Source organism: Pseudolysinimonas sp. (genome assembly GCF_057350545.1).
In genome coordinates this window covers 1-14572 of the sequence record NZ_JBMRCP010000097.1, presented here as the reverse complement: position 1 = coordinate 14572, position 14572 = coordinate 1, and the positions used below count along the sequence as shown (strand labels likewise).

Genomic DNA, 14572 nt, shown 5'->3' with positions numbered 1-14572 from the left:
GCGGAGCACGGGCAGCATCCCCACCAAGGATGCCCGCGCGCTGTTCCGGATACGGCGCAGCATCCGGCCGGTCGTGCACTGTCACGTTCCGGCTTGCTAGAAGGCGCTGTCGTTCGCGACGGCGCCTTCTCGCGTTTTCGGTGCTCCTTCTGCATCAAGGGTGACTCGGGAGTCGAAGCCTGCAAGCCGTGCAGGCCCCTCGAGAGGAGACCTGACATGCGAACCCTGGTACTCAACGCGGGCTACGAGCCGCTCGCGGTCGTGTCCTTCAAGCGAGCCCTCGTGCTCGTGCTGGGCGGCAAGGCGTCGATCGTGGAGAGCGATGCCGACCATCCGGTCATCGGAACCTCGGGGGAGTGGGATCGTCCGTCGGTCATCCTCCTCCGCCGCTACGTGAAGGTGCCCTCGGGTCGCCTCGTGCCGGTGTCACGCCGCGGCGTACTGCGTCGCGACGGGCAGCGGTGCGGCTACTGCGGTGCGGGGGCGACGACGATCGACCACGTGATGCCGCGTTCGCGCGGGGGCGCCGACAGCTGGGAGAACCTCGTCGCGTGCTGCCTGCGGTGCAACAACCTCAAAGGCGACCGCACGCCGCAGGAGATGGGATGGTCGCTGCGCACCCTCCCGAAGGCCCCGCACGGCACCTCGTGGCTCGTGCGCGGCGTCGAGCGTTCGCAGCCCCAATGGGAGGAGTACCTCGCGCCGGCGGCGTGAGGGTCGTTATCTCACCGTGATTTCCCAGCGTCGCTCGCGTAAGGTCGAGAGGTCATTGACCCGGAGGCTGTTTCTACGTGACGGATAGCGATTTCGCTGCACCGACGCCAGCCGACCCCTCCGAGCTGGCTCCGGCTCCCGGCTTCACGTCGCGTCGTGAGATGCGCCAGGCCGGCGGATACGTGTCGACCGAGGCTGAGCCCCGCGCCGTCGTGAAGCAGCAACCCAAGAGGGGCAGCAAGCGCACCCGCGTGCGCGACGCCGTGCGGTCGAGCATCGCCAAGCCGACGACATCCGGATGGCGGCGCAAGCTGAGCAGCGCGGGCGTCATGGCCGTCGTGGTCGGCCTCTTCGCCTCTCTCACGCTCCCCGCCTTCGCCGACCAGAACCCGCTCGCCCTCACCACGGGCCCCCTCGAGGGTCAGACCTTCGAGGTGACGGCGGCGACCACCGACGAGTCGCTCTTCATCCGCGACGGCTACAGCACGACGAGCGCGGCCGACCTCCGCCGCCTCTACGCCGACGCCATCCGCCAGCAGAACCTCGCGGCGTACCTCGCCTCCGGTGCTCGGGCCCTCGGCGACGACTACCCCTGGCCCGAGTACCTCTCGCGTCCCCAGGGCGGCGGGCTCTCCCCGCTGCGCTACTACTACCGCGAGTGCGTCGACTTCGTCGCGTGGCGGCTCAACCGCGACGCCGGTTCGACGTCCGCTCCGTTCCGGTGGGACTGGTCGACCCTCGCCCAGGGCAGCGCCTACTCGTGGAAGCGTCACTGGGAGAACAAGGGCTGGACCACCTCGGCGACTCCCGTCGCCGGTGCCGTCGCGTGGTTCCCGGGCGGCAACCACGTCGCCTACGTCTCCGGCATCCTTCCCGACGGCAGCGTCGCGCTCGAGGAGTACAACTACTCCGTCGACCACGGGTACAGCCAGCGCGTGATTCCCGCGAGCGGCGCGTACTACCTCTACCCGCCGGGCTGACCCTTCGCGGAACGGGAGGCGGCTGCTCGGTAGACTCAGGGCTTCAGCCTCTGTAGCTCAATGGAAGAGCAGTTCCGTCCTAAGGAAAGGGTTGGGGGTTCGAGTCCCTCCAGGGGCACGTAGATGGAACCGATGGCCTCGTCATCACCGCCGCGATGCTGACCGTGCACGGGATGCACCAGGTCACCGGCGTCGAAACAAGCAAGGCCGTCGCGGGCATCGCCGGGACCGCCCATATATTGCTCACCGACGGAATCATCTGCTCGTCCTGGCTCTGCGTAGCCGCCTGAAAGCCCACGCCTCGGTCGGGCGAGCGAGGTAGGCTAAAGATTTACCCTCGCGCCGCTACCCTTGCGCGGCCACGACGAGAAAGGGGGCCTGGCCATGCCCGCACCTCTGCACGAAACGATCTGGCTCACGCCGGCTGCCTACAGCAAACTTCAGGAAGAATTCGAGCAGCTGACTCGTCGCCATTCGGCGCCCGCACCCGAGGTCGAAGCGCGCATCCGCGAACTCCGTGCAATCCTTCGTCACGCCGACGTCAGCGACAAGCCGGACGACGGACTCGTCGAACCGGGCATGACGGTCACCGTTCAGTTCGATGGGGACTCCGGCCCCATCACGTTCCTTCTCGCGCATCGCGGGATTGCCGAGGCGGCTGAGGAAGCCCTTATCGACATATACCCGCCGACCTCGCCTCTCGGGATGGCGATCGAAGGCAAGTTCCCTGGTGATGGCTTCGCCTTCGCGACGCCCTCTGGCGCCGAGGTGTCGGGCCGCGTCGTGTCTGCGGTACCGTTCGGCAGCGCGACGTCCTGATAGAGCCGCGTCGCAGGGCGAGACGCTGGTCCTCGGCGGTGACCGCATCCGCCCGTACCTCGAGCCGACCGTCCTCAGAGGCGTGACGCCCGACATCGATGCCTACGGCGAGGATCGCTTCGGACCGGTAGCGATGGTCTTCCGAGGCCCAGGACGAAGACAATGGCATCCGAATCGCCGACGGCACCGCTCTCGGTTTCGGGCTCCTACCCGTTCACGACGGATGCCGTCCAGGCGGAGCGCCTCGTCGACCGTATCGAGGCGGGCATGGTCTACGTCAACCTCGTGCTCACCGACAGCCCGGAGCTGCCCTTCGGAGCGTCGAGCGCGGCATCGGGCGCAAGCTCGGGTTGCTCGGAGCCGAGGAGTTCGTCAACAAAGAACTCAATCCGCCCGGCCTGAGCGCCATCGTGTGCCGGAGGTAGGAGACCCTGAAGCGGCCTTCGAACTCGAACACAGCGACCTCGGAACCCTCGGCGCCGAACCTCCGTACCGCGACTTCTTCCTGAGTGGTCTTTTCGGAGTTCATGCGCCCCGGCTAGGGGTATCAGTCGACGGGGTCGGTCCACCCGACGGAGTCAGTCGACCACGCGGATCGCGAACTCCGAGTCGTGAGACCAGGTCGGCCGCTCGTCGGCGTCGGCGATGTCGCGGCCGATGCGGGTCAGCATCCGCACGTCTTCGACCATCCCCGCGAGATCCCAGTCGTCCTCGATCGCGTCGCCCGGCTTGTGGTACAGGTCGCTCACGTACCGCGCGCGCACGGCGGTGCCGTAGTCGGCGGGGCGGTCGAGGTACACCGAGCCCGGGTGCAGGAAGAACAGCGCGGGCACCCCGTGGCGCAGGAACTCGAGGTGGTCGGAGCGGTAGAAGTAGCCCTTGTCGGGCTCGGGATCGCCCGTGACGACGCGCCCGAGCTCCGCGGCCCGGCGCTCGAGCACGGCATCGAGGCTCGAGTGCCCGCGGCCCGTGCTCACGACGTCGCTCGTGCGACCCCAGACGTTCATCATGTCGAGGTTGAGGATCGCGACGGTGTCGTCGAGCGGCACCGCGGGGTCGCCCACGTAGTGGGCGGCGCCGAGCAGCCCGGACTCCTCGAGCGTGAAGAACACGAACAGGACCGAGCGGCGAGCGGGGGATGCGGCGAGGGCGCGGGCGATCTCGAGCACCGCCGAGCATCCGGACGCGTTGTCGACCGCGCCGCCGAGCGTGCCCGTCACGACGCCGTCCTCGATCTTCTGGCCGAAGTGGTCCCAGTGCGCCGAGTAGACGACGCATTCGTCGGAGAACTCGGGGTCGGTGCCGTCGAGACGCGCGACGACGTTGCGGGAGGTGAAGCGACGCGTCGTGTTCGTCAGGGCGACGTGGGCTTCGGCACCGACGACCACCGGGCGGAATCCGGGCTCGAGCGCGCGCCGCTCCAGGTCGTCGAGGTCGTGGCCTGCGCGATGGAGGAGCTCTCGCGCGAAGTCCCGCGTGAGCCAGCCCTCGAGCGGCATCCGGTCGGCCGGGGTCTCCATCCCGAGGTGTTCGCCCTCCCAGCCGCTGCGCGGCACCGAGAACGGGTAGCCCGCGCGCACGTCGTCGTGGATGATGAGGCATCCCGCAGCCCCGTGGCGGTCGGCCACGTCGAACTTGTTGGTCCACCGGCCGTGGAAGGTCATCGCCGAGCCCTTGAAGAACGTCGGGTCGGCGCGCGTCGGATCGGCGGGATCGGGGCGGTTCGGGTCGCCCGCGAGCATCACGACGATCGCGCCCGTGACGTCGACGTCGTCGGGGTAGTCGTTCCAGTCGTACTCGGGCGCCTCGGCGCCGAAGCCGACGAAGACGAGCGGCGCACGCAGGTCGACGGTCGGGTGCGGCGACCGGATCAGGTAGTCGTCGAAGTGGACGGGCTGCAGCGGCTCGCTGCCCGGGAACGCGATGCGGGTCGTCGGCGACGGGACGTTGCTCACGACCGGCACCTCCTGCACGAAGCCGCCCCCCGGCACGCCGCCTCGGAGCCCGATCGCCCGCAGCTGCTCCTCGAGGTACCCGATGGTGAGGGTCTCGCCCTCCGTGCCGGGGCGCCGACCCTGGAAGGCGGGCGAGGCGAGGGTGCGGATGTGGTCGAGCAGCCGTTCGGCGCTGACGCCATCCAGTGCGTTCTCGAGGTCGCTCACAGCCGGATACTACGTCGGAAGCGTCGCTCCGGGAGTCGACGGTATCGAGCTCGCGTCTCACAGATCGCGGACTGGCCCGGCCGGAACGCGGCGAGTGTACGCTTCGAGCACGACCGACGGTCGGCCCCGCCGGCGACGCCGCGATCGTGACATGAGGCGGTTCGTCATGGATGAGGTCTCGAGGGAACAGCGCATCAACGGCGCGTTCGTCGCAGTAGCCGACACGTTGATCGCCGACTACGACCTGATCGATCTGCTGCACACGCTCGTCGCGGTCTGCGCCGACGTGCTCGATGTCGAAGCCGCGGGCCTCCTCCTCGCCGACGACGACGGTCACCTGCGGCTGCTTGCGTCGACCAGCGAGCGGGCCGAGCTCGTCGAGATCATGCAGCTCAGCGCGGGCGCAGGCCCTTGCGTCGAGTGCTTCCGCACCGGATCCGTCGTCGACATCGCCGACGTCGCCGTCGCCGACGATCGTTGGCCGGAGTTCCTGGCCGCCGCGCTCGAGCAGGACTTCCGCGCCGTCCACGCGACCCCGATGCGTCTGCGCGGGCAGGTGATCGGGGCTCTCAACCTCTTCAGCAGTGCCCCCGGCATCCTGAATCCGGCGGACGCCGGGGTGGCTCAGGCGCTCGCGGATGTCGCGACCATCGGCATCCTGCAGGAGCGCAGCATCCGCGAGTCGAGCCTCGTCGCCGAGCAACTGCAGTGGGCGCTCGAGAGCCGCGTCATCATCGAGCAGGCCAAAGGGGTGCTGTCGGTGCTCGAGAGCATCGGGGTGGATGAGGCGTTCAGCCGGCTCCGAGCGTACGCGCGCCATCACAACCTCACGCTGCGTGCCGTCGCCGAAGGGGTCACCGCGCGAACTCTTGACGTCAATCGGCGTCCGACGGTGTAGGGTCAGCCGCAGTTGCTCTAGTCCCCGGCGGCGGGTTCTGTCCGCGCCGATTCGAGGGGCCCCCAGCATGAGCAACGCCCTCGATGAGGCGGCCGTCACCGAGTCGTCTTCGGATGTCGTCCCCCGACGCCATCCGCGTCGGCGTCTCGGCAGTGACGGAGCTCGCCGCCCCTTCCGGTCGATCCGGGCCGCTCGCCGTGCCTGGCGCCGGAGCACGGTCTCGGGGCACGTGGTGTCTGCGGTGCCGGCTATCGTGTGCGGTTGATGCCCGCCTCGCAGCCACCGACCCCGGCGTCCGATCACCCCGCGACCTGGAAGTTCGACTACCCGGTCTTCCACGCGGAGACCCGGGAGCAGTGGCGCGCCTGGCTCGACCTCAACCACGCGTCGGCCCGCGGCGTCTGGCTGTGCTCGTGGCGCACCGGCACCGGTCGACCGCGCTGCCCGTATCCCGACGCGGTCGAGGAGGCCATCTGCTTCGGGTGGGTCGACTCGACCAACACCGTCTTCGACGACGACCGCGGCTTCCAGCTCTACACGCCGCGCAGGGCGAAGAGCTCGTGGACGCGACTCAATCGCGAGCGTGCCGCCGAGATGGAGCGGCGTGGTCTCATGACGGATGCCGGCCGCGCCGCGATCGCCGCCGCGAGGGCGAACGGCTGGTGGACGATCCTCGACTCGGTCGAAGACCTCATCGATCCGCCCGACCTCTCGGCGGCGCTCGATCTCGACCCGCGAGCCCGGGCCCACTGGGATGCCTTCCCACCCAGCGCGCGCAAGCAGATGCTCTGGATCCTCGTCAGTGCCGCCCGCGACGAGACTCGGGCGGCTCGCATCGCCGAGATCGTCACCGCCGCATCCGAGGGTCGACGCGCCCGGGGCTGACCTCGCTGTTCGACCGTGAGGGAGACTGGATTCATGCTGAGGAAGCTTGGAGCCGCCGCCCTCCTGATCGGCGGGCTCGCCGCGCTCGTCGGAGCGATCTGGGGGTCGATGCCGCAGCCGGATGCCAACATCGGCGCCGGCCTGCTCGTCGTGCTGGGTCTCCCGATTGCCGGCGCCGGGCTGTTGCTCCTCCTCATCGCGTTCGTGCTCCACCGTCGCGCGCGCTCGTGACCGTCGACCTGGGCGACCTGGCCCTCCGACTCACCGAGGAACTCGTCGCGATCGACTCCGTGAGCCCGAGCCTCGCGACCACGGGTGCGGGGGAGGAGCGGATCGCGGACGTCGTCGCCGATCGACTCGTGGCCGTCGGCTTCGCCGTGCACCGCGTGCCGTCGGCCGACCCGCGTCGACCGAGCATCCTCGCGGTGCGCGACGGCAGCCGCCCCGGCCCGAGCGTCGTGCTGAATGGGCACCTCGACACCGTGCCGGTCGAGGGGATGCCCGCACCCTTCGTCCCGCGGGTCGAAGGCTCCCGGCTGTACGGCCGCGGCGCGAGCGACATGAAGGCGGGCGTCGCCGGCTTGCTGGTCGCCGCCGAGGAGCTCGCGTCACGCGACGCTCCCGGGCGACTCGTGGTGGCGTTGGTCGCCGACGAGGAGGACGGCAGCACGGGGGCGGAGGCCGTGCTCGCGCGGCTGGAGCGGATCGCGGGACGCCCCGACGTCTGCCTCATCGCCGAGCCCACCTGGCTCGACCTCGCCTCGGCGCATCGCGGCTACGAGGTCGTGCGCGTCGAGCTCATGGGGAGGGCCGCCCACTCGTCGCAGCCCGACGAGGGCGTCGATGTGGTGCCGGTCGTCGCGCGGCTCCTCGCCGCCATCGTCGCGCGCGACGCAGAACTCCGCGGCGAGGCGCCCGACCCCGAACTCGACCGCGGGTCGCTCATGACGACGGTCGTGCGCGCCGGGTCCGCACCGTTCACGATCGCCGCCCACGCCGACGTGCTCGTCGAACGACGCACGCTGCCGTCGGAGCCCCCGACCGCGGGTCTCGACGACGTGCGTTCCCTCGTGACGGCTCTCGGCATCCCGAGCGGTGTCGGTGTCGAGGTGACGTCGGTGATCCGGCGCAGCCCGTGGCAGGCGGCACCCGCGGGTGCGTCCCACGCGTTCGCGGAGCATCTCGGCGCCGCGCTCGGCGGTGGCGCTCGGCGCGGGTTCCCGTACTGGATGGAGTCGGCGCTCTGGGAGGAGGCCGGCATCCCGACCGTCGTGTGCGGCCCCGCGGGCGGCGGGCTGCACGCCGTCGACGAGTGGGTGGATGTCGACCAGGTGCGGGCCTACCCCGGCGCCGTAGTAGAGGCGGTGCTGCGCTTCGCGGGGAGCTAGTCGAACGACGCCGTCGTGATGTTGCGGTGGTACTCGAAGACGATGCTCGTACGGGTCGACGCGACGGCGGGGTTGGCCGAGAGGTGGTCGACGACGAGCCGGCGCAGGGCCGACGAGTCTTCGACGGCGACGTGCACGATGAAGTCGTCGGTGCCGCCGAGGAAGAACAGCTGGTTCACCTCGGGCAGCGCGCTCACGAGCTCGCGGAACTCGGTGAGGCTCGTCTGCCGCGCGCCCGGGCGCAGCGTGACGTGGATGAGGGCCTGCAGCCCCCGCCCGAGCCTGCTCTGCCGCACGACGGCCTCGTAGCCTGCGATCACGCCGCGCGACTCGAGTCGGCGGGCGCGCGCGTGGGCGGTGGATTCGGCGAGTCCGAGGCGGCGGGCCACGTCGCGGTTGGTCGCGCGCGCGTCGTGCTGCAGGATGCCGAGCACGGCTCGGTCGAGATCGTCGCTCTCGGGCTGCAGGACATCCGACATGGAACCCTCCTCGGGGCTGCTCGCTGGAAACATTCAACCTGATTCGGGCGCAAAGGCGCGAATGTTTCGGAGTTCATCCGCCGGAAACGCGATGGCTTCAGGATGGAGCCACTTCGACGTCGAAAGGGTCACCCATGCGCATCGGCATCCCCACGGAGATCAAGAACAACGAGAACCGTGTCGCGATCACCCCGGCCGGTGTCGACGCCCTCGTCGCGCGCGGCCACGAGGTGTGGATCGAGCCCGGCGCCGGCAACGGCTCGCGGATCTCCGACGACGCCTTCGTCGCGGCCGGCGCGAAGCTCGCCGCCGACGCCGACGACGTGTGGGCCAAGGGCGATCTGCTGCTCAAGGTCAAGGAGCCCATCGCCGCCGAGTACGGACGTATGCGCCGCGACCAGGTGCTGTTCACCTACCTGCACCTCGCGGCATCCCGACCCTGCACCGACGCGCTGCTCGCCGCGGGCACGACGTCGATCGCCTACGAGACCGTGCAGCTCGACGACCGTTCGCTGCCGCTGCTCGCCCCGATGAGCGAGGTCGCCGGACGGCTCTCGATCGTCGTCGGCGCCTACCACCTCATGCACTCCGCGGGCGGTCGCGGGACGCTGCTCGGCGGCGTTCCCGGAACGCGTCGGGCGAAGGTCGTCGTCATCGGCGGCGGCGTCGCGGGGGAGCACGCCGCGCGCAACGCCGTCGGGCTCGGCGCCGACGTGACCGTCATCGACGTCAACCTCCCGCGTCTGCGGCAGCTCGAGGAGAGCTTCGGCACCACGCTCCAGACGCGGCACTCGTCGCGGCTCGAGATCGCCGACCAGCTGCGCGAGGCCGACCTCGTGATCGGCTCGGTGCTCATCCCCGGCGCCGCCGCGCCGAAACTCGTCACCGACGAGATGGTGGCCGGGATGCGCGAAGGCAGCGTGCTCGTCGACATCGCGATCGACCAGGGCGGCTGCTTCGAGGGCTCGCGGCCGACCACGCACGACGACCCGACGTTCCCCGTGCACAACTCGATCTACTACTGCGTCGCCAACATGCCGGGCGCCGTGCCGGAGACCTCGACCCGCGCCCTGACCAACGCGACCCTTCCCTACATCCTGGATCTGGCCGACCACGGCTGGGAGGCGGCGACCGCCCGCAACCGGCCGCTCGCCCGCGGGCTCAGCACCCACGACGGGAAGCTGTTCAACCGAGGTGTCGCGCAGGCGCTCGAGCTCCCGTTCGAGACCCCGCTCGCCGAGCCGGCCTGATCTCGGGTCGGGGTTTTGTCGGGTTAGTTGCACATTGTCGCGTCCTCCCGCGACGTTCTGCGACTAACCGCGCAAGACCTCGACCGGCACCGGGAACGGCAGTCGGAAGCGCTCGGGATCGGCGCCCACCGCCGACGCGGCGCCGAAGTCGTCGGCGATCACGGTGACCCCGGTCGTGCTGAGCTCCCCGATGCGCACGGGCTGCTCGGAGCCGTCGTCGCGCACGAGTGTGTAGCGGTCGGCGAGGTAGCCGATGCCGAGCTCCTCGAGCAACTCCTCGGCGTCGAGCCAGTCGACGGGTGCGGGCGTGCGGGAGCGGCCGAGCAGGTCGAACACGACGAACCCGTCGCCGTCGGGCGCGATCCAGCCGAGCAGTTCGCGGTCGCCGCGCTTGTGCTCGATCCAGTCGGGGTTCATCCGATCAGCGTACGAGGCTCGAGTTCATCGATCTGCGTCGAGCGCACTTGCGTGATGCGGCAGTTTCGACGCAAATCGGTGGTGTCGGCGACGCGCTACGCCGTCTTCGCGAGACGCGCGCGGAGCGGCCAGTCCGACCCGTCGAGGATGACCTGCGACGCGGCGCCCGTCGCGGTGTTCACCAGCACGGGGGCGAGCAGGTTCACGACGGGGCCGTCGGCGTCGAGGGTCGTCACGACGAGTACCGAGGCGTCGGCGCGAGCACCGGCGCCGACATCCAGCAGGTGCTCCTCGGTGAAGGTCGGGGCGTAGTCGGGCACGTAGACCGAGGCCTCGACGACGAAGAGCCGCACGGTGGCGTCGGTCGCCGCGCGCAGGGCATGCAGGCCCGGGGCGCCCTCGACGTCGTCGAGGGAGAACTCGACATGTGGCGCGAGCCCGGGCGGAGGGGCGGTGAAGGTCAGTGTCGCGGTCACGCGAGGAACTCCAGAAGCGTCGGCGGGATGGCCCGGGCGGTGACGCTGAGGGCCGCCTGGTAAGCGACCTCCTGCATCTTCAGGTCGATGATGATCCTGCCCAGGTCGGCGTCCTCCAGCCCCGAACGACGTGCTTCGAGTTCGTTGGACGACATGATCAGGAGTTCCTTCCCGCGTTCGACCTGAGCGTACCGGCTGCCCGCGACCGACCGTTGCGTCGTGATCGCCGAGAGGTGGTCGTCGATCCCGTCGAGTCGGGTGTTGATCGGGGTGCCCGCGCGGAGGTCGGTCGCGATGTCGTCGATGAGCGCGAAGACGCTCGTCGCACCCGCGCCGAAAGCCGCGACTCCGTCGCCGTCGATCGTGACGCTCGAGTCGGGTCCGATGCGACGCTCGAGGGTCGTCCCCACGACGCCGGAGTGGCTGTAGTCGGCGGCGAAGGCGTGGCCGGCGAGCGAGTTGCCCGCGAAGACGCTGCGCCCGAGGTACTGGGTGTTCGCCTGCTGCAGGAGGGCGTCGCGCAGGCTCTCGAGCTCGACGGCGATCGCCTCGCGCGACTCGGTCGACATCGCCCCGTCGTTCGAGCCCTGCACGGTGAGGTCGCGCACGCGGCGCAGCAGGTCGGTCGAGGAGCCGAGCGCGTTGTCGACGGCGCCGAGCCAGCCGAGGGCGTCGTCGGCGTTCCGCTGGTGGATCTCGGTCGCCCGCTGGGCGGTGCGCACGCGCAATGCGGATGCGGTCGCGGCGGGGTCGTCGGAGGGCTTCGAGAGGCGCGTGCCGCTCGAGCCCATCTCCTGGAGGCGCGCGAGCTCCGACTGCGAGGTGGCGAGGTTGCGCTGCGCCGACATCGTCAGCATCTGGCTGGTGATCCGGGTCATCGTCATCTCCCCACGAGGCCGGTGCGGTTGATGAGCACGTCGAGCATCTCGTCGACGGCCGTCATCACGCGCGCGGCGCCCTGATAGGCGGTCTGGTAGGTCATGAGCGAGATCGTCTCCTCATCCATGTCGACGCCCGACTGCGACTGGAGGATCGCGACGGCACCCGCCGCGGCCTGATCGGCGAGGGAGGCCCGCGACGTCGCGGCTCGCGACTCGGTACCGAGCGCGACGACGTAGCGGTTCCAGATGGCGTCGGGTCCGTCGGAGGCGTCGGCGAGCTGCGCGATCGCGTCGGCGACGTGTCCGCCGGCGCCTCCCGTGCCCGGGGTCGCCGCGGCGATCGCATCCACCGTCGTCGGCACGAGCGTGAGTCCGTGTGCGGCGGGGACGCCGGGCGCGAGGGCGAAGAAGTCGAGGTTGGTGACGCCCGCGCGGGTCGCTCCGCCGGCGTGCACGGCGTTCACCTTCGCGGCGAGGGAGGTGGCGAGCGCGTCGAGCGCGTCGAGCTGGCCGAGCAGGGGGCCGTCTGCCGACAGCGCGGCGAGCCGCCCGGCGATCTCGCCGCCGCCGATCTCGGCCGCGACGCCCGGGTGGTGCGCCCACTCGACGCGCGGCGGGTTGCCGCCCACGCCGCCCGGAACGTCGGTGCCGGTGACGACGAGCGTCCGCGCCGTCGTGGCGGAGACGAGCGGGTTGCCGCCGATCAGCACGTCGGCCGAGCCGTCGGAGTGCCGACGCAGCGTCGATCCGGTGCGCTCGGCGAGCTCGCCCGCGAGGCGCGCCTGCTCGTCGAGCAGCTCGTTCGTGGAACCACCGGATGCCGCGAGCGTCGTGATCTGACCGTTGAGGTTCGCGAACCTGGTCGCCAGCTCGTTGACCTCCGAGACGGAGTCGGTGAGGTCGGCGCGCACGCTCGTCCAGGTGGACTCGACGGCGCTCGCGGTCTGCGAGATGCGGGCCACGAGGCTGCGCGCCTCTTCGAGCAGCACGCCGCGGATCGAGTCGTCGGTCGGTTGCGCCGCGACGTCCTGCCACGCCGACCAGAAGCCGTTGAGCGCCGCGGAGAGCCCGTTCTCGCTCGGCTCGGCGATGCCCGCCTCGAGCGCGGCATAGACGGTGGTGAGGATGAACGCTTCGCCCGAGTCGGCCGCGGTGGCCTGCAGCCGACGCTCCAGCAGGGTGTCGCCGAGACGCTGGACGCCGTCGATGCGCACCCCGGAGCCCACCCGGAAGGTGGTGTCGAGCAGGTTGCCCGCGCCGAGGGGGGCGGCGGCGCTCGTCTCGACCCGCTGACGCGTGTACCCCGCGGTGTTGATGTTCGCGATGTTCTGGCCCACGACATCCATGCCGGCGCGCGCGGCCTGCAGGCCCGACGCGGCGGTGGACAGCAGACCGAAGGTGGAGTTGACCATGGCGGGCTCAGCCCTCCCCGTCGAGGATGCGGCCGGGGGCGACATCGGTCGCCGCCCCGCCGCGGGCGTCGTAGAGCCCCGAACCGAGGTCGAGGGAGGCGAGGGTCTCCTGCGTCGACTGGGTCGCCGCACGGAGGTACTGCACGTTCGCGTCGCGCACCTCGGCGATCTGCGCGGTCAGGTCGGTGAGTGCGCGCTGATGGGCCTCGAAGGTCTCGCGCCAGGCAGATGTGGGGGCCGCGGCGATGAGCGAGCCCAAGGTGTGCTCCGACGCCTTCCACTCGTCGGCGACGTCGCCGGCCGCGATCGTGCGTTCCAGGCCGGAGGCGCGGAGGCGTTCGAGCACCTGCTCGACTTCGCGGGTCGCGAAAGGCAGCCAGCGGGACTTGCCCGCCGTGAGCAGCAGTCGCTCCTCCTCGAGCTTGAACTGCAGCAGCTCGAGAAGTTCGCGTTCACGCCAGAGCAGCGTGGACAGCTCCTGGGCACCCATCCGGCCCTCCTCTCATCGGGGGACACAATCGGTCGACCTGTGCGAACCGTAAGCCGCGGAAGGCGTTTTCGTCCCTGCGAGTTCGCTGTACCCCTCCTGTGACCCCCTCACGGGGCGCGCCCGGAGTGGGGGGTAGCAAGGGGGTAGACGGGGCTGGTTTCCTCTGGGTTGTCGGACCTCGAGTTCCGGCGGTTCTGCTGGGGAACCGTCGGGATGCTGGGAGAGAAGGGTGCGACGGACGGCTCCGAACCCGAACAACGGACGCCCGCTTTCCCCGGTACCCGTATGTGCTTGCTGGGGGGAAGTGTCCATGCTCAAGTCCGAGCGCGATCGACTCATCGTCGACAACCTGCCGTTGGTCGGCTACCTGGTCTCCGAGATCTGGAGCCGGGCCACGCACCTGTCCCGCGACGATCTGGCCTCGGCTGCGTCGCTCGGACTCGTCATGGCCGCCGACTCGTTCGATCCCGACCGCGGGGTGCCGTTCGGCGCCTACGCGCGTCGCCGCATCACCGGCGCGATCGCGGACGAGATGCGCGCCGCCGACTGGGCCACCCGCACGATGCGCACGCGCATCAAGGAGACCCTCGCGGTGCAGGAGACCCTCACCACCGCGCTAGGCCGCACGCCCGACGTCACGGAGCTCGCCAACGCACTCGGCGTCGACATCTCCACGGCGCGCGCGGCCCTCTCCGATGCGTCGACCGTCACCACGACGCTCGACGAGCACGTCACCGAGACCGTCGCCGCGCAGATCGCGAGCCCCGAGGACTCCCTCCTCGACGGCGAGCGCACCGCCTTCGTGCGGGCCGCCGTCGAGGCGCTCCCGGAGAAGATGCGGCACATCGTCGAGCAGGTGTTCTTCGAAGACCGCAGCGTCACCGAGGTCGCCGCCGAACTCGGGCTCACCCACTCGGCGGTGTCGCAGATGCGCTCCGAGGCGCTGCGTCTGCTCAAGGACGGGATGGCGACGCACTACGGCGACGAAGGAGCGGCCCCGGTCGAGCCGTCGTCGCGCATCGCCCCCGCGCGCCGCAGCGCCTACCTCGCGGCGCTCGCCGACTTCGGTACGTCGCGGCTGCGCGCCGGCGTCGTCCCGACCGCGGCCCTCGGGATGTCGGCCGCCGGCTGACCGACCGCGCACGAGCTCGATCGAACTTCTAACGGAATAACCGCACCGCCCGACAGTCGTACTTGCCGGACCACGGATGGACCGGCTGTCACACCCGAATCATGGAGGAATCACAATGGGTATGCAGATCAACACCAACATCGGCGCGCTCAACGCGTACCGCAACCTGTCGGCGACGCAGTCGAACCT

At 70.4% G+C, this 14572-nt stretch carries 18 protein-coding genes and 1 tRNA gene; 12 read left to right on the top strand and 7 right to left on the bottom strand.

All coding sequences use genetic code 11. The features are described from left to right. Positions 1 to 216 precede the first annotated feature (216 nt). The 6 genes from ACO1X9_RS13395 to ACO1X9_RS13370 all read left to right on the top strand — a co-directional run bounded on the left by ACO1X9_RS13395 (position 217) and on the right by ACO1X9_RS13370 (position 2915). The gene (locus ACO1X9_RS13395) at positions 217 to 714 is read left to right on the top strand and encodes an HNH endonuclease (RefSeq protein WP_486351341.1); all 498 of its coding nucleotides are present in this window, start codon (positions 217 to 219) and stop codon (positions 712 to 714) included. Positions 715 to 791: 77 nt separating this feature from the next. After that, positions 792 to 1694 carry a CHAP domain-containing protein gene (locus ACO1X9_RS13390; RefSeq protein ID WP_486351340.1) on the top strand — a complete coding sequence of 301 codons (903 nt, stop codon included), beginning with the start codon at positions 792 to 794 and terminating at the stop codon, positions 1692 to 1694. A 46-nt stretch (positions 1695 to 1740) separates the two neighbouring features. Beyond that, positions 1741 to 1812, top strand: a tRNA-Arg gene (locus ACO1X9_RS13385). Between the two features lie 25 nt (positions 1813 to 1837). Next, complete coding sequence (locus ACO1X9_RS13380) at positions 1838 to 1984, top strand: DUF2871 family protein (RefSeq protein ID WP_486351375.1); 147 nt, start codon at positions 1838 to 1840, stop codon at positions 1982 to 1984. Between the two features lie 94 nt (positions 1985 to 2078). Beyond that, on the top strand, positions 2079 to 2513 hold the full coding sequence (locus tag ACO1X9_RS13375; RefSeq protein WP_486351339.1) for a GreA/GreB family elongation factor: 435 nt from the start codon (positions 2079 to 2081) through the stop codon (positions 2511 to 2513). Positions 2514 to 2675: 162 nt separating this feature from the next. Next, positions 2676 to 2915 carry a hypothetical protein gene (locus tag ACO1X9_RS13370; protein ID WP_486351338.1) on the top strand — a complete coding sequence of 80 codons (240 nt, stop codon included), beginning with the start codon at positions 2676 to 2678 and terminating at the stop codon, positions 2913 to 2915. A gap of 176 nt (positions 2916 to 3091) precedes the next feature. Here the strand turns inward: ACO1X9_RS13370 and ACO1X9_RS13365 are convergent, their stop codons facing one another. Next, entirely contained in the window at positions 3092 to 4675 is a 1584-nt protein-coding gene (locus tag ACO1X9_RS13365) for a M28 family peptidase (RefSeq protein WP_486351337.1), read from the bottom strand. A 151-nt stretch (positions 4676 to 4826) separates the two neighbouring features. On the opposite strand from ACO1X9_RS13365, the gene ACO1X9_RS13360 reads away from it, so the two are divergent. The 4 genes from ACO1X9_RS13360 (at position 4827) to ACO1X9_RS13345 (ending at position 7846) form a co-directional block, all read left to right on the top strand. Continuing rightward, a complete protein-coding gene (locus tag ACO1X9_RS13360; RefSeq protein ID WP_486351336.1) occupies positions 4827 to 5573 on the top strand; it encodes an ANTAR domain-containing protein in 747 nt (248 codons plus the stop codon). Positions 5574 to 5837: 264 nt separating this feature from the next. After that, positions 5838 to 6458 carry a YdeI/OmpD-associated family protein gene (locus ACO1X9_RS13355; RefSeq protein ID WP_486351335.1) on the top strand — a complete coding sequence of 207 codons (621 nt, stop codon included), beginning with the start codon at positions 5838 to 5840 and terminating at the stop codon, positions 6456 to 6458. A gap of 33 nt (positions 6459 to 6491) precedes the next feature. After that, a complete protein-coding gene (locus ACO1X9_RS13350) occupies positions 6492 to 6689 on the top strand; it encodes a hypothetical protein (protein ID WP_486351334.1) in 198 nt (65 codons plus the stop codon). Further along, on the top strand, positions 6686 to 7846 hold the full coding sequence (locus ACO1X9_RS13345) for a M20 family metallopeptidase (RefSeq protein WP_486351333.1): 1161 nt from the start codon (positions 6686 to 6688) through the stop codon (positions 7844 to 7846). Before ACO1X9_RS13350 ends, ACO1X9_RS13345 begins: the two co-directional genes overlap by 4 nt. Here the strand turns inward: ACO1X9_RS13345 and ACO1X9_RS13340 are convergent. Then, a complete protein-coding gene (locus tag ACO1X9_RS13340) occupies positions 7843 to 8325 on the bottom strand; it encodes an Lrp/AsnC family transcriptional regulator (protein ID WP_486351332.1) in 483 nt (160 codons plus the stop codon). The genes ACO1X9_RS13345 and ACO1X9_RS13340 overlap by 4 nt on opposite strands. A gap of 134 nt (positions 8326 to 8459) precedes the next feature. On the opposite strand from ACO1X9_RS13340, the gene ald reads away from it, so the two are divergent. Continuing rightward, positions 8460 to 9575, top strand: a complete 1116-nt coding sequence (gene ald / locus ACO1X9_RS13335; RefSeq protein ID WP_486351331.1) for an alanine dehydrogenase — start codon at positions 8460 to 8462, stop codon at positions 9573 to 9575. A gap of 63 nt (positions 9576 to 9638) precedes the next feature. On the opposite strand, the gene ACO1X9_RS13330 is transcribed toward ald, so the two are convergent. The 5 genes from ACO1X9_RS13330 to ACO1X9_RS13310 form a co-directional block, all read right to left on the bottom strand. Continuing rightward, a complete protein-coding gene (locus ACO1X9_RS13330; protein WP_486351330.1) occupies positions 9639 to 9992 on the bottom strand; it encodes a hypothetical protein in 354 nt (117 codons plus the stop codon). A gap of 95 nt (positions 9993 to 10087) precedes the next feature. After that, positions 10088 to 10468: a flagellar assembly protein FliW gene (locus ACO1X9_RS13325; RefSeq protein ID WP_486351329.1), complete on the bottom strand. Its 381-nt coding sequence runs from the start codon at positions 10466 to 10468 to the stop codon at positions 10088 to 10090. After that, positions 10465 to 11346: a flagellar hook-associated protein FlgL gene (gene flgL / locus ACO1X9_RS13320; protein ID WP_486351328.1), complete on the bottom strand. Its 882-nt coding sequence runs from the start codon at positions 11344 to 11346 to the stop codon at positions 10465 to 10467. The genes ACO1X9_RS13325 and flgL overlap by 4 nt, the downstream gene beginning before the upstream one ends. Positions 11347 to 11348: 2 nt before the next feature. Further along, on the bottom strand, positions 11349 to 12761 hold the full coding sequence (gene flgK / locus ACO1X9_RS13315) for a flagellar hook-associated protein FlgK (RefSeq protein ID WP_486351327.1): 1413 nt from the start codon (positions 12759 to 12761) through the stop codon (positions 11349 to 11351). A gap of 7 nt (positions 12762 to 12768) precedes the next feature. After that, the gene (locus ACO1X9_RS13310; RefSeq protein WP_486351326.1) at positions 12769 to 13251 is read right to left on the bottom strand and encodes a flagellar protein FlgN; all 483 of its coding nucleotides are present in this window, start codon (positions 13249 to 13251) and stop codon (positions 12769 to 12771) included. A 310-nt stretch (positions 13252 to 13561) separates the two neighbouring features. Between ACO1X9_RS13310 and ACO1X9_RS13305 the strand changes: the two genes are divergently transcribed. After that, a complete protein-coding gene (locus ACO1X9_RS13305; RefSeq protein ID WP_486351325.1) occupies positions 13562 to 14383 on the top strand; it encodes a sigma-70 family RNA polymerase sigma factor in 822 nt (273 codons plus the stop codon). Positions 14384 to 14572: the final 189 nt, after the last annotated feature.